The sequence below is a fragment of the Rhodococcus erythropolis NBRC 15567 genome, from assembly GCF_001552595.1.
GTDB lineage: Bacteria > Actinomycetota > Actinomycetes > Mycobacteriales > Mycobacteriaceae > Rhodococcus_F > Rhodococcus_F erythropolis.
The window spans coordinates 41,166-55,245 of record NZ_BCRM01000037.1 but is presented as its reverse complement, the minus strand read 5'-3'; the positions used below and the strand labels follow the sequence as shown (position 1 = coordinate 55,245).

Annotated in this window: 8 protein-coding genes; 6 read left to right on the top strand and 2 right to left on the bottom strand. The window is 64.8% G+C overall.

All coding sequences use genetic code 11. The features are described 5' to 3' along the window. The first annotated feature begins 183 nt into the window (after positions 1–183). The 6 genes from RE4_RS28535 (at position 184) to RE4_RS28510 (ending at position 10,577) form a co-directional block, all read left to right on the top strand. Positions 184–1,038, top strand: a complete 855-nt coding sequence (locus RE4_RS28535) for a PAC2 family protein (RefSeq protein WP_223257810.1) — start codon at positions 184–186, stop codon at positions 1,036–1,038. Next, positions 1,035–2,195 carry an MFS transporter gene (locus tag RE4_RS28530; protein WP_020969675.1) on the top strand — a complete coding sequence of 387 codons (1,161 nt, stop codon included), beginning with the start codon at positions 1,035–1,037 and terminating at the stop codon, positions 2,193–2,195. Before RE4_RS28535 ends, RE4_RS28530 begins: the two co-directional genes overlap by 4 nt. A 146-nt stretch (positions 2,196–2,341) precedes the next feature. Next, positions 2,342–3,427 (top strand): helix-turn-helix domain-containing protein, encoded by a 1,086-nt coding sequence (locus tag RE4_RS28525; protein WP_019748530.1) that lies wholly within the window; start codon positions 2,342–2,344, stop codon positions 3,425–3,427. Positions 3,428–3,460: 33 nt separating this feature from the next. After that, positions 3,461–4,966 (top strand): TIGR02677 family protein, encoded by a 1,506-nt coding sequence (locus RE4_RS28520; RefSeq protein WP_019748531.1) that lies wholly within the window; start codon positions 3,461–3,463, stop codon positions 4,964–4,966. Then, positions 4,963–6,405 (top strand): TIGR02678 family protein, encoded by a 1,443-nt coding sequence (locus RE4_RS28515; RefSeq protein ID WP_060939793.1) that lies wholly within the window; start codon positions 4,963–4,965, stop codon positions 6,403–6,405. The genes RE4_RS28520 and RE4_RS28515 overlap by 4 nt, the downstream gene beginning before the upstream one ends. Next, the gene (locus RE4_RS28510; RefSeq protein ID WP_060939792.1) at positions 6,402–10,577 is read left to right on the top strand and encodes a TIGR02680 family protein; all 4,176 of its coding nucleotides are present in this window, start codon (positions 6,402–6,404) and stop codon (positions 10,575–10,577) included. Before RE4_RS28515 ends, RE4_RS28510 begins: the two co-directional genes overlap by 4 nt. Positions 10,578–10,634: 57 nt before the next feature. On the opposite strand, the gene mshC is transcribed toward RE4_RS28510, so the two are convergent. Together mshC and RE4_RS28500 are read right to left on the bottom strand one after the other, a co-directional pair. Beyond that, positions 10,635–11,876, bottom strand: a complete 1,242-nt coding sequence (mshC, locus tag RE4_RS28505; protein WP_020969678.1) for a cysteine--1-D-myo-inosityl 2-amino-2-deoxy-alpha-D-glucopyranoside ligase — start codon at positions 11,874–11,876, stop codon at positions 10,635–10,637. A gap of 10 nt (positions 11,877–11,886) precedes the next feature. Further along, the gene (locus tag RE4_RS28500) at positions 11,887–14,076 is read right to left on the bottom strand and encodes an MMPL family transporter (RefSeq protein WP_238077175.1); all 2,190 of its coding nucleotides are present in this window, start codon (positions 14,074–14,076) and stop codon (positions 11,887–11,889) included. Positions 14,077–14,080: the final 4 nt, after the last annotated feature.

The window sequence follows — 14,080 nt, the reverse complement described above, 5'->3', positions numbered from 1 at the left end:
AAATGGGGCAGACATGCCGTCCAGAGTAGTGGGCGCACCGACAAGCTCTGGCCGTAGGCTGGGTGGGTGAGTCCAAGTGAGTTCCCCGTCACTCCCGACGGCCCGGTCGATTTCGACGATTCGGCGGCCTTCGAGAGCCCTGACGGCTTTGCCGTCGACAGCAGCGACCGCCTCGAGGGCGACATCCCAGTCCTACGTGATCCCATCCTCGTTGCAGCTTTCGAGGGCTGGAACGACGCCGGTGACGCAGCCAGCGGTGCGGTCGAACATCTCGAGCTGATCTGGGATGCCCAGCCGCTCGCCGAACTCGATTCCGAGGACTACTACGACTACCAGGTCAACCGTCCCACGGTCCGTCAGGTCGACGGTGTCACTCGCGAAATCGTTTGGCCGGCAACACGTTTGTCGGTCTGTTCGCCTCCAGGCAGTGAGAGCGACATCGTCCTTCTTCGCGGGATCGAACCCAACATGCGGTGGCGTAGTTTCTGCGAGGATCTGCTCGAGTTGATCGACCAACTGAACGTCAAGACGGTGGTCATCCTCGGCGCCCTGCTCGCCGATACTCCGCACACCCGCCCGGTGCCGGTCACGGGCACGGCGTACAGCAGCGAATCCGCTGCACGATTCAACCTCGAACAGACCCGATACGAAGGCCCGACAGGCATCACCGGAGTTCTTCAGGATGAGTGCGTTCGTGCTGGTGTACCCGCTATTTCGTTCTGGGCAGCGGTTCCGCACTACGTCTCGCAGCCACCCAACCCGAAGGCCACAGTGGCCCTCCTTCAACGAGTCGAGGATGTTCTCGACATCGAGGTCCCCCTCGGTGAACTCCCAGCTCAGTCGGAGGATTGGGAGGAAGCGGTCAACGAAATGACCGCGGACGACGAGGAAATCGGCGAATACGTGCGCACCCTGGAAGAGCGGGGAGACGCCGAAACCGACATCAGCGAAGCAATCTCCAAGATCGACGGCGACGCCATCGCCGCGGAATTCGAGCGCTACCTCAGACGGCGAGGACCCGGCAGCTTCGGACTGTGAGCAAGAACACTCCAGAAGAAGGTGGAAGTACACAGCGCCCACTGCGCCTCCGGCTTCAACTGATCGCGCTGTACGCCGGCGGGTTCCTCGGCCCGTTCGGCGGCGGCGTGGTTGCTTCGATCCTCCCCGAGATCGGTGACGATCTAGGGGTCGGACCGTCGGCGGCCGCCTCCTCCCTCACCGCGTACCTGCTCCCCTTCGCCGCTCTGATGTTGGTGTCGGGGACGCTCGGGACACGGTGGGGCAAGGTCCGGACGGTGCGGATCGCATACGGCGTCTACGTCTTCGCGTCGTTGGCATGCTTTCTCGCCCCGACACTCGAGATCTTCCTGGCCGCCCGGGTACTGCAGGGCTCCGCGAACGCATTCACCACGCCGCTGCTGCTTGCGTCGTTGGCGGCCGCAACTCCGCAGGCTCGGCTGGGTCGAGCCCTCGGTGCCTTCGGCGCATTCCAGGCCGCAGGGCAGTCGTCGGCTCCGTTGATCGGCGGACTGGCGGCCGAATTCGACTGGCGTCTGGCCTTTCTCGTCATCGCAGTGGTCGCGGGCATTCTGGGAGCCGTCGGACTTCCGAAGTCCGAAGCACCGGCAGCGACCACTCCCGCCCGTCTCCGCGATGCATTACGCCCCGAAGTGCTCCGCATCGGTATCGCTGCATTGCTCGGCTGGGGCGCCCTCGGTGGACTGAGCTTCCTGCTCGCCTTCCGCTTCGAAGACGAGTTCGGGCTGTCCCCCACCGTCCGCGGCCTACTGCTCACCGTCTTCGGCGTGGCCGGCATCCTCTCGGCCCGGCGCATCGGAATCCTCATCGATCGCATCGGCGCACGCTCCTCCGTGATGATCGGTGCACTGGGCGGAGCAGTTCTGGTCTCCGTCGTCGGCCTTGCCGGCTTGGTGCCGGTGATCGCGATCGCATGGTTTGTCGCAGGTGTCGCGAGCCAGTTCGTCCTTGTCGGCGTCAACGCGGCGGTGCTCGGATCCGCGGGGCCCAATCGCGGCGGCGCCGTGTCGGTCGTCCAAGCGATGCGCTTCGGCGGCGCCGCTCTTGCTCCCCTGGCCCTGACACCGATTTACGACTCTTCGCCTGCCGCGAGCTTCCTGATCCCCGCACTACTGCTCGCCGTCGTCGCTCCCCTGATCATGCCGAAGCAACGCTGATCGGTCTCGGCAGTTTCGAATTTGAAGTTGTGTAGGTAGTGAGTTTGTCGGCGAAAGCGACCACCGTTGTCGCGAGGCTGTCAGGGCGAACATTATTCGGAAAATTTTGTGTTTCCGTCGTCGACAGATATTGATACCATTGGAACATGAGCGAATCTGAGTCGGAACCGGAACGGCCGATCGACATTTTTCGGCGATCGGTTGCCGTCATCGAAGAAAATTTGCCTCCTACCTGGTCTTTGTCGACACAGCGCTCCCCCGACCTGTCCGAGGCGCCACTCCGACTCGACCTCCGCTCCCCTGACGGCGCGGTGGCCAAATTCGGCGTCTACGCCGCTCACGGTGTCCTGAGCAGCGACGTTCCCGGTATCGCCGATCGCTTCCCCACCGGTCAACCAGGCTTCGTGTGCGCAAAATATCTGTCCGAGCCGGTCCGCCGGCAGCTCGATTCCCACGCGATCTCGTACGCAGACGCCACGGGCAATGTGTCGTTGACCGCTGATCGACCCGCCGTCTGGGTGCGTGGACGCGGAGCCGACGCCGATCCGTGGCGGGGGCCCGGACGTCCTTCCGGACAACTGACGGGCGATCCGTCAGCTCGGGTCGTGCGTGCACTTGCCGATTTCGCGGCGCCACTGGCGATCACTGCCTTGGTGCGCCTGGCCGGTGCGTCGACGGGAGCAACCTATCGGGTGGTTCAGACACTGTCGGATCGTGAATTGGTGACCAGGCTCCCCCGCGGTGGGATCGGTGACGTCCGCTGGCCGAAGATGCTTCGTGAATGGGCGGCTGAAGCCGGCGCCAAAGCGCCGACGCCTCACGGCTTTCACGCGCCGGACGGGTTGGAAGCACTCTTCGATCAACTGCGTCAGCTCAGCGGTCACATCTACGCCGGTACCGCCTCGGTGGCCGCGGCACCCTTTGCTCGGTACGCGCCCACTCGACGTGCCCACTTCCATGCCGACAACGTCGATCAGTTCGCCGACGCTCTCGGACTACGGCGGGTGGAATCCGGCGGTGACGTGTGGATCACCGCTCCCCTCTCACCGTCTGCCTTCGACCGATTGCTCACCCGCGACGGCATCCGCATCGTCGCCCCCAGCCAAGCGTTCGCCGATCTGCTGGTCGGCCCGGACTCCGACGAGGCGGCGGCCGAGCACCTGCTCACATGGATGATCGAGAACGAATCGCAGTGGCGACGCGCCGCATCCCCTGCTACGGATCGCCCGTAGGAAAAAGAGGGGGCGTCTCTCGCCTACCCTGTCATGGTGGAAGAAACGAGTGCGCCCGATTACGCCGCGTACGCCGACACCAATCGACTGAAGCTGTTTTCGTTCACGATCGCGGAAAAACGGGCCGAGTACCTCTGGGTACTTCGTGCCTTCGACCATGCTCGCGCCAACTACACCGTCCTGCTGCATGCCGGAGCCGTCGCGCAAATCCTCGAGAAGATCGGTGGATCGGATCCGGCGGCCGATCTGTCGGCAGCAGAGGTCACTCCCCTGTTGGATCAGCTCCATGTGTGGGAGATCCTCGAGCGCAGCTACGACGGCACCCGAGCGGCCACGCTGGCCGAGTACCGCAATCGCCACTTCGTCTACCAGTTCGGTCAGGCCGGATACCAGGTCTATCGATCAGTCGAAGACGTTCTCGCCGCACGCCTGGACTCGGCCTCGCTCTCGCGCCTCGCTCTGCCGGACCTGCTCGCAGACATGTCCGAACTCGCCGAGGCCAACCGAAGCTCCGACGGCGATCTGATCTTCCGCAAGCTCAAGCGCCTCGACTCGACACTCTCCGACATGGCCGATCGAGCCGCGCACTTCTATCTGACCCTCGGCGACCTCGTACGGACCACGGAGATCACTCCGCAGGCTTTCCTCACGCACAAGGACGCTCTGCTCACGCACATGCGGGAGTTCAGCTCCGATCTGGCGCGCTACGCCCCCAAGCTCAAGGAAGCGATCGAGCACGTCGAATCCACCGGAGTCGATCGCATGATCCGCCTCGCCGCCGCCAGTGACGAACGGGTGTTCGTCCCGATCACCGAACGCGAAGACGACTGGGCTGCGCGTTGGCGAGGATTGACCGCCTGGTTCGTCTCCGCGGAATCGGGGATCAGCGAGTCCGAGCGTCTACGTGAGGGCACGATGAGCGCGATCGCCGCGGTTCTGGCGCTCCTTCGCCGCGTCACGGAAACCCGTCGCGGCGGCGTCAGCCGCGAGAGCCAGCTCCGGCACCTCGCCGGCTGGTTCGCCGCCACGCCGTCCGAAGACGCAGCTCATGCTCTGTTCCAGGCAGTGTTCGACCTCGGCCGTCCACGCCACCTCTCGATGGTGCATCCGGACGCCGACATCATTTCTCACTCACGTTCGTGGTGGGAGGCACCGCCGGTCGAGATCGCGCGAACACTCGCCGAAACCGGCCGCCCGCCCTCACCAGGGTTGCCGAGCAAGGTCGCCCGCAACGACGGCAGCATCCGCCGCCTACGCGAAGAGCAGTTGGCAGCGCAACGTACCCGCAGCGCTGCGGCGCAATCACTCGCGTCGAACGGCGTCTATCAGCGTGAACTCAACGAGCAGGAGACCGAAGTTTTGCTGAGTCTGCTCAATGCAGCACTGACCGCGCGTGTTCCGGTGGTGGGACGCGTCAAGAGTTCCACCGGTAGTGAGAACGGGGTGAAGCTGACGCTCAGTCCCTCGGACGGTTCGACCACCATCAAGACCGCCCGCGGGCGTATGCACCTCGACGGCATCGAGGTCAGTGTTCGATGAGAGCTCGCGAGATCACGCCCCTTGCCCTCGACTCGTATCAACGCGCGGCGCGAGTGATCCTGTCCAACCACCTGATCACCTCGACGTACCCGGATCGAATTGCGTTGCCGCTCTTGCGCCGTTGGGCCACCGAGCTGCGTGACGACCTACTCGAACTGTTCGGCTACCGCCTCGAGGTGACGGAGACCACCGCGCGCCTGTTCACGGTGTCGGATCGACTCAACCCGTCGGCACCGGCCCGAACTGCCTCCGAGCGAACCTTCGATCGCACGCGTTACGCCTACCTGGCATTGTGCCTGGCCGCGTTGGGCCGCGCCGGGAACCAGATCACGTTGTCGGAGTTGGCCGATCACGTCGCGGCCGATGCTGCGCAAGTGGACGGCGTCGAACTCTCCACCGATCGTGCGTCGGACCGCGACGCCTTCGTCGACGCAGTGGGCTGGCTCGGCGTCAGAGGCGCCATCGCACTCGCCGACGGTGACGCAAACGGCTGGGCGTCCAATCCCGAAGCGGGAGAAGCGCTCTACGACATCGACCGTTCCGTCGTCGTAGCCCTGTTCCGTCCGCCGCGCGCACTGCAGCACCTGCACTCCATCCGCGGACTCCTGGCCACGGAGACCTCGAGCGCTGCCGAGGACGACGGAATTCCTGTGGACGCGAAAGAGATCGGACGCCGAGTGCGTCGGGCACTGGTCGAGCGGCCGGTCGTACTGGCGGGTGAACTCGATCAGCACGAATTGATCGCGTTGGCGCAGCCCAAGACCGCGTCGGAAGTCGAACTCCTGACGGGGTTGGTGGCCGAGCGTCGCGCCGAGGGAATCGCGATGATCGATCCCACCGGTCGCCTCTCCGACGTCCGCTTCCCGAGCACCGGAACGATCGCCCAGGTAGCGCTACTCCTCGCCGGCGAGATTGCCGACCGCGTACTCGACGTCGACGCTCCGGAGCTGCCGAAACTTCCGATCCCGCACGTATCGGACGATCACCTGATCGAACAACTCGATGCCGCGATCCCCGAGGCCGGGATCTTCGAGGACCTCGCCGACGAGGACGACGACTTCGTGGTGCCTGCCGGCGAACCGGCCGAGCCCCCGGAACCCGTCACGTACCCGATGATCGACGACGACTGGCTCGCCGACAAGGTCACCGAGTTGGTGGACCAGTTCGGTCGCACGTTTGCAGCGCAATGGCAGGCCGATCACAACGGGCTGCGCAAGCAGGCGCTCGGGTTGCTGCAACGTCTGCGCCTGACGCATGCGGTCGACGGCGGCGTACTGGTGTTGCCCGTCCTGGCCCGGTACCGCGACGTCGTGGTCTCCGTACGCGAACGCGATCCTCAGATCGACTTCGCGGTAGACAACTCCGCACCGGATCCGGTCGACGAATTCGGCCCCGAATCTTCCACCAACGGCGAACTATCAGAGGTAGAGAACGTATGAGCAACGCCCGCTTCCGACCTACTCGGGCTGGAATCATCAACCTCTGGGATTACCGAGACCAGGAGTTCTCGTTCGCCGACGGTCGACTGGTCCTCCGAGGGCCAAACGGATCCGGCAAGACCAAGGCCCTCGAGGTCTTGTTCCCGTTCGTTTTCGACGGCCGCATCGAACCGCGGCGCCTCAACCCCTTCGCCGGTGAAGAGCGCACGATGAAGTCCAACCTGCTCTACCGGGGCCAGGACAGCGCGCACTCCTACGTGTGGATGGAGTTCTGCCGCGGCTCCCTCGAAGATCCCGAGTCGGTGACCGTGGGAATCGGCATGCGGGCAACCCGTACCAACGACAAGGTCACCCGCTGGTACTTCGTCGCCGACGGCCGCGTCGGAGTCGACTTCTCGCTGATCGGCAACGACGATCGTCCTCTCACCAAGAAGCAGTTGGCCGAACAACTCGGCAGCGATTCCATCACCGACCGTCCCCTCGACTACCGCACCGCGATCGACGCGCGAATGTTTGGTCTCGGAGTGCAGCGCTACGACCAGCTGATCAATCTCATTCTCACGCTTCGCCGTCCGCAGCTCGCGAAGAACCTAGATCCGAAGGGCCTTTCGCAAGCGCTCACCGACGGCCTCCGTCCACTCGACGACCAACTCGTCCTCGAAGCTGCACGTTCGTTCAGCGATATGGAAGAGGTCGGCCGCGCGCTCGAGGGGCTCGCAGCCGCCGATCAGGCAGCGCAGAGTTTCATCGGCGTCTACACCAAGTACCTGCGTCAGCAGTCGCGCGGAGAGATCGAACAGGTCAGCACCCGCCTCGCAGCAGTCACCAGAGGCGTTGCCGCCATGGACGAGTCGTCGCTCGCCCAGACTCGCAGCCGTGAGGCCCGGGCAGCAGCCGAGGAGCGCTTCAACCAGGCCGAGCAGGCACTCGACAACGCGCGCGCCAACGTCGAAGCGTTGCAACGCTCGAGCGCCTACGAAGGCAAACAGCAACTCGACGATCTCGCCCAGGCCGTCTCGACGCTCAAGCTCTCGACCGAGCAGCAGGCAGACAAGTCGAGGAAGGCGCAGGCCGCACTCGCGCAGCGCGGCGACGAAGCCGACAAGGCTGCATCGTCGGTCAAGCGTGCGGCCGAAGCACTCTCGCGCGCCGAGGACGAACTGCAGGCAGCCGCCGAGGACGCCGGCATCGTCTGGACTCCCCTGCCCGACGGCTCACGCAGCGACCAGATCACCGCAGCAGTGCGTGGTCATGCCGAGGAGCGTGACGGCGACGTACGCGTCGTCCGCACCGCACTGGCGACAGTCGAGAAGGCCGCTACCGAACGAACCCGGGCCGAAAACAGCTCGCGCCGTGGACAAGAGCTGCTCGAAGCGTCCAAGGCCGCTGTGCTCGAAGGCGAAGCTGCCGTGGAACTCGCACGCAGTCAGTGCGCCAGCGGGCTGCGCGCGTGGTGGACCGACCACTCCTCCCTGTTTTCGGCTGTCGGCGCCGACACCTCGCTGTTCGAGGCTCTCGACGCGGCGCTCGCCGAGGTCGGCGACGAGGACGCTCCGGCGCTGTCCGCAGTTCTCACCGAGCACACCGAGGCAGGCACCGAGACGCTGCGCGAGCGACGTCGTGAGGCCGAAGCTGAAATATCTGCATCACACGCCTCCATCGCAGCTCTGAAATCCGAGCGCAAGGCCGTCTCGGCGGAACACGACGACGCTCCGCCGGCCTTCCACGCACGGACCGACAACCGCAGTGATCTGGGTGGGGCACCGCTGTGGCAGCTGGTGCGCTTCGCCGATTCAGTCGAACCAGACGTGGCTACGGGAATCGAATCCGCACTCCAGGCGGCAAATCTGCTGGACGGCTGGGTCTGCCCCGACGAAACGATTCCCGATCACGTCAGTGAGCAGTTCCTGACCGCTCTGCCGGTCAAGCAGCGCCCGAAGGGACGAACGCTGGCCGACGTCCTCGAGGTCGAAGGCAATGCCGACGTACCCGACGCTCGGGTACAGGACATTCTCGCGTCGATCAGTCTCGTCGAGGCACCGGGCGACTCCGATGCCAGCGTCGCGATCGGCGTCGACGGGCGCTTCTGGCAGGGCGTCGCGCGTGGCCGGCACGTCAAGGCCGACGCCGAGTACATCGGCACGACAGCGCGGGCGCGTCGACGCGAAGCTCGGATCACCGAGATCGACGCGGCTCTGGAAGAACTTGCCGCGGCAGTCGATGCAGCCAAGGCACTGGTGACGCAGACCAACGAGCAGCTGAGCCGAATCAACTCTGCGGCAAAGGAATTGCCGAAGACAGGGTCGATCCTCCGCGCACTCAAAACTGTCACCGAATCCGCCGGTGCACTCCGCACTCGCTCGGAGGCCACGGAAACAGCGCAACGCGAACTCGATGCGGCGATCGCCGATCTCGCGGCGAAGGAAAAGCAACTCCGGGCGACGGCGTCGCAGCACCGGACCCCGCATATCGGCCGTGAACTCGACTCCCTCGCGACGGCGATCCGTCATTTCGAGAAGCAGGGCGAACTGGCGCTGCGCTGCCGACGCGAACATGCCAAGGAAGTCGAACTCGAACGCGAGTCTCGCGACCGTCTCGACGAATCACGCGCCAATGCGGAGGAATTCGCCGAGGAAGCCGCCATCGCCGAGGAGAGTCTGCTTCAGCAGGTCCAGCGCCTCGAGACACTGCGCGACACCCTCGGGGCCAGCGCCGAGCAGATCGACCTCGACCTGGCAAAAGCCCGCGCGAAGATCGAAGAATGCAAGGTCGAACAGCGTGCTGCGCGAAAGGCGTACGACGCTGCCGTCCTCCAGATCGGCACGGCAGAGGGTGCGTACAACACCGCCGTCGAGACGTTGCGCCACACCCTGACCGAAACCCGCAGTGATGCAGAGCGACTCGCACCCTATGCTCGCCCGGACCTTCTCGAGTTGTTGGGCGTCAAGGAACATCTGAGCTGGCCGGCAAGTTCAGCGGCGTGGATGAGCCCCGATCAGTTGGTCTACCGCATCCAGAACGAAGACCGCAGCGAGGACGCGGCCCACCCGCCCGTCCTCCCCGAAGACGTCGACAAGTTGTACCGAGCGCTCGAGGCTGCGACCTCGGCGGTACGCGTCACCGACGGAGCCCGCAAGGCAACCCGCACGGCACTGACCTCGGCGTTGCAGGACTTCGACGCCCAACTCGCAGCGGCCGGACAGGACTACCGCCTGCAGTGGGATGCACCGGACGGACTGACCGTCGTACGAGTGCAGGACGATCAGGGCTATTCGTCGATCGGTGAATTCGCAACGCGGATCCACGATGCTCGTGGCGATCAGGAGCAGTTGCTCACCGAATCCGAGCGTCGCATTCTCGAAGATGCCCTGCTGACCGGATTGGCTCAGCAGATCCACGAGCGCACGGTCGATGCACGCGTGTTGATCGCACAGATGGGCACAGAGATGCGTGAGCGTCGGATGTCCTCGGGCAACACCATCGGCGTTCACTGGGTGCTCGCCGACAACCTCGACGACAGCTCGCGAGCGATCTCCAAGCTGCTGGATCGAGATGCGTCGGCCCTCGGCGTCGATGAACTCGCTACTCTGCGAGCTCATTTCGCGACCCAGATCCGTACTGCCCGTGCGGCGCACCCCGAACGCTCGTACCCGGAAATCCTGTCCTCGGCGCTCGACTACAGGCAGTGGCGCGTGTTCTCGTTCACCCTCATCAGCGGTGAGGGCAAGGAAGACCGCCTTACCGTCGCGCGGCACAGCGCACTGTCCGGTGGCGAGCAGTCGGTTTCGCTGCACCTTCCTTTGTTCGCCGCGGCGCACGTCATGCTGGACTCGGCCGACCCGCACGCCCCACGTCTGCTGGCACTGGACGAGGCCTTCGCCGGTGTCGACGACAACGGACGCAGCGAGCTGCTCGGCTTGAGCGTTCAGTTCGACCTGGATCTCTTCATGACCGGCTACGACCTGTGGATCACGTACGCAGACGTCCCCGGCTGTGCGCACTACGACCTCGCGCACTCCACGGCCGAACAAGCTGTCAGCGCCGCGCTGCTGGTGTGGTCGAACGGTGAGCTGCTCGCCGAGCACGACGGAACGGATCTGGCGCGGGCATTGGGCTCGCCGCTACGGCGCCGGGTGCCGACACCAGCCGAAGGTGCGTTGGACTACGCCTAGAAACCACTGTGCGCCTTTATTAACCACCCGCGGTTAATAAAGGCGCACAGCAGGGGTTCAGCGAAGCGAAATACCCAGTAGGGCGTCGACGGCATCGGCGAACTCGCCGGGTGCCTGCGTGTCGGATCCGCCGCCCTCGATGGCGCGGCGTGCCCAACCGTCGAGCGCGTCGAGCGCCTTCGGAGTGTCGAGATCGTCGGCCAAATGCTGACGCAAACGCGCAACAGTGTCGGTGGCTGACGGCGCGGAATCGAGAGCCGCTGCCTCGCGCCATACCTTCAGACGCGACTGAGCATCCTCGAGGACCTGATCGGTCCACGCGCGATCCTGGCGGTAGTGGCCGGAGAGCAATCCGAGACGAATTGCTGCGGGATCGACCCCTTCACCGCGCAGTTTCGAGACGAAGACGAGGTTTCCGCGACTCTTCGACATCTTCTCGCCGTCGAGGCCGATCATGCCGGTGTGCACGTAGTGCCGCGCAAAACGGCGATCACCCGTTGCCGATTCGGCATGTGCTGCCGAGAACTCGTGGTGCGGGAAGATCAGGTCGCTGCCACCGCCCTGGACGTCGAAGCCGGAGCCGATGCGGTTGAGCGCAATGGCCGCGCACTCGATGTGCCAACCGGGGCGCCCCGGCCCGAAGGGTGAGGGCCACGAAGGCTCGCCCGGACGCTCCGCCCGCCAGACGAGAGCGTCGAGCGGATTGCGCTTTCCGACGCGATCGGGATCTCCGCCGCGTTCGGCAAAGAACTTCTCCATCGTCGCGCGGTCGTAGCCCGACTCGTAGCCGAACTGCTCGGTCGCGTCGGCGCGGAAGTAGACGTCGGGGAACTCCGCGTCGTCGACGATGTACGCGGCGCCGGACGCCACGAATTTCTCCACCAACTCGACTACTTCGTTCACCGATTCGACGGCGCCGATGTAGTCCTTCGGCGGAAGCACGCGCAGCGCTTCCATGTCCTCCCGGAAGAGCGCGGTCTCACGCATGCCGAGGACGATCCAGTCCTCGCCGTCGCGATTAGCCCGCTCGAACAGCGGGTCGTCCACGTCGGTCACGTTCTGGACGTAGTGGACGTCGTGTCCGGCGTCGCGCCAGATGCGGTTCACGAGGTCGAACGTGAGGTAGGTGGCCGCGTGACCGAGGTGGGTGGCGTCGTACGGGGTGATGCCGCAGACGTACATCGTCGCTTTCTTGCCCGGGGTGACGGGGCGAACCTGACGGTCGGCTGTGTCGTACAGCCGCAACGGCGGCCCCTGACCGGGAACGGACGGGAGTGCGGTATCGGACCAAGACTGCATGCTGCCGAGCCTAGTGGAGACTGCTCTGAGGCTGGGAAGGTGCTGGCTGATCCTGCTCCGGTTCGGGCGTCGACGCGAGCTTGCTCGGCCACCAGATCTTCTGACCGATGTCGTAGGTCAGGGCCGGGACCAGCAAGGATCGGACAATCAGAGCGTCGAGCAGGACACCGAACGCCACGATGAACGCGATCTGCGCGAGGAACAACAGGGGGATCACCGCCAACGCCGAGAAGGTTGCTGCCAGAACAACTCCGGCAGAGGTGATCACCCCGCCGGTCACGGTGAGTCCCCGCAGCGCACCCGCCCGAGTGCCGATCTTCAGCGCTTCCTCACGCACCCTCGTCATGAGGAAGATGTTGTAGTCGATTCCCAGAGCCACCAGGAACACGAACGCAAACAGCGGGACCACCGGATCCGCGCCGGGGAACCCGAAGACGTGGTCGAACACCAGCGACGAAATGCCCAGTGTCGCAGCAAACGAGAGCACAACGGTGCCCATGAGAAGCAGCGGTGCGAGAAGCGAACGCAGCAACAGGGAGAGAATCACGAACACCACGATGATCACCACGGGAATGATGAGTGTCCGGTCCCGTGTCGAGGTGGTCTTCGTGTCGAGGTCGGTCGCAGTGACGCCACCGACCAACGCGTCGGCGCCGTCCACGGAGTGAACTGCATCACGTAGTCGCACGATGGTGTCTTCGGCCTCGAGTGAGTCGGCAGCGTCAGTCAACGTCGCCTGCAGTGAGACTCGTCCGTCGACAACCAGAGGGACTCCCCCGTTCTGTACGACGCTTACGTCGCTGACGCCCTCCACGCGACTGGCTGCCGCGACGGCGTCCACCTGATCCGCATTCGCGATGACCACGGCCGGGGAACCCGAACCCGCGTCGAAGTGCTCGCCGAGAATCTCCTGGCCTGCAACCGAATCGACGTCGAGCAAGAAGATGTCGGACGAAGAGACACCGCTGGCTTTGAACTGCGGCATCATCAGCGCGAAGATCACAAGCACCAGCGTCGACGCCACCCAGAAGCGGCGCGGGTGCCGTCCGATTCGAGCAGCGAGCCCGGCCCAGAACCGGTGATCGTTCGCCTCGTCCCGGTGCTCGCGGTCGGCGTCGAACTTCGGCTTGGTCGGCCAGTACGCAGTCCGCCCGAACAGAACGAGGACAGCGGGTAGGAACGTCATCGACGCGAGGAAGGACGCGGCGATACCGATGGCGGCCACCGGACCGAGTCCGCGGTTCGAGTTCAGGTCGGAGAGCAACAGGCACAGAACGCCCGCGATGACCGTTCCGGCAGACGCCGCGACGGGTTCGAGCGTCGCGCGCCACGCAGTCCGCATTGCTGCGTACTTGTCCTTCTCGATCCGCAATTCTTCCCGGTAGCGAGAGACAAGAAGCAGCGCGTAGTCGGTGGCGGCACCGAACACGAGGATGAACAGGATGCCCTGGCTCTGACCGTTCAGTGCGATGACGTCCGCGTCGGCGAGCAGATACACGAGCAAGCTCGACAATCCGAGTGCGAAGATCGCCGAAAAGATCACCACGAACGGCAGGATCGGGCTCCGGTAGACGATGATCAGGATCAGGATCACGACCGATCCGGCTACCAACAACAGCAGTCCGTCGATACCGGCGAATGCTGCCGACAGATCCGCAACCTGCCCAGCGGGGCCGGTGACCTTGACTGTCAGTCCGTCAGGGCTCGACTCCAGCGCCGCGCGCAGCGCTTTCACGCTGTCCTTGACCTCGAGGGTGCTGTCGACCGGCAGGAACATCTGCAACGCCTGGCCGTCGGCCGACGGGATCGGCGGCGATGACGCGTCACCGAATCCCTCGGTACCGACAAACGAATCGACGGTCTGGGACAGGAAGGTGGAGTCGGTGGGCTCGAGGCCACCTGGTCGTTCCGCCACGACGATGGCCGGCACGAAGCGGGTGTCCGTGAAGCTCTCTTGAAGCTTTGCCACCTCGGTGGCTTCGGCCGACGCCGGCAGGAACGACGTGTTGTCGTTCTGCTGCACGGTGCTGAGCTTTCCGGCGAACGGGCCGCCGAATCCTCCGATTGCCAGCCAGCCGATGACGAGGAGAGCTGGCACAATCCATCGAAGGCGACGAACAGGACGATTTTGTACTGGTGTGCTCACTGGGTCTCCAGGGATCGGCAGCAGAGAGGACTTGCCGACTATTTTGTTCAGCATGCTG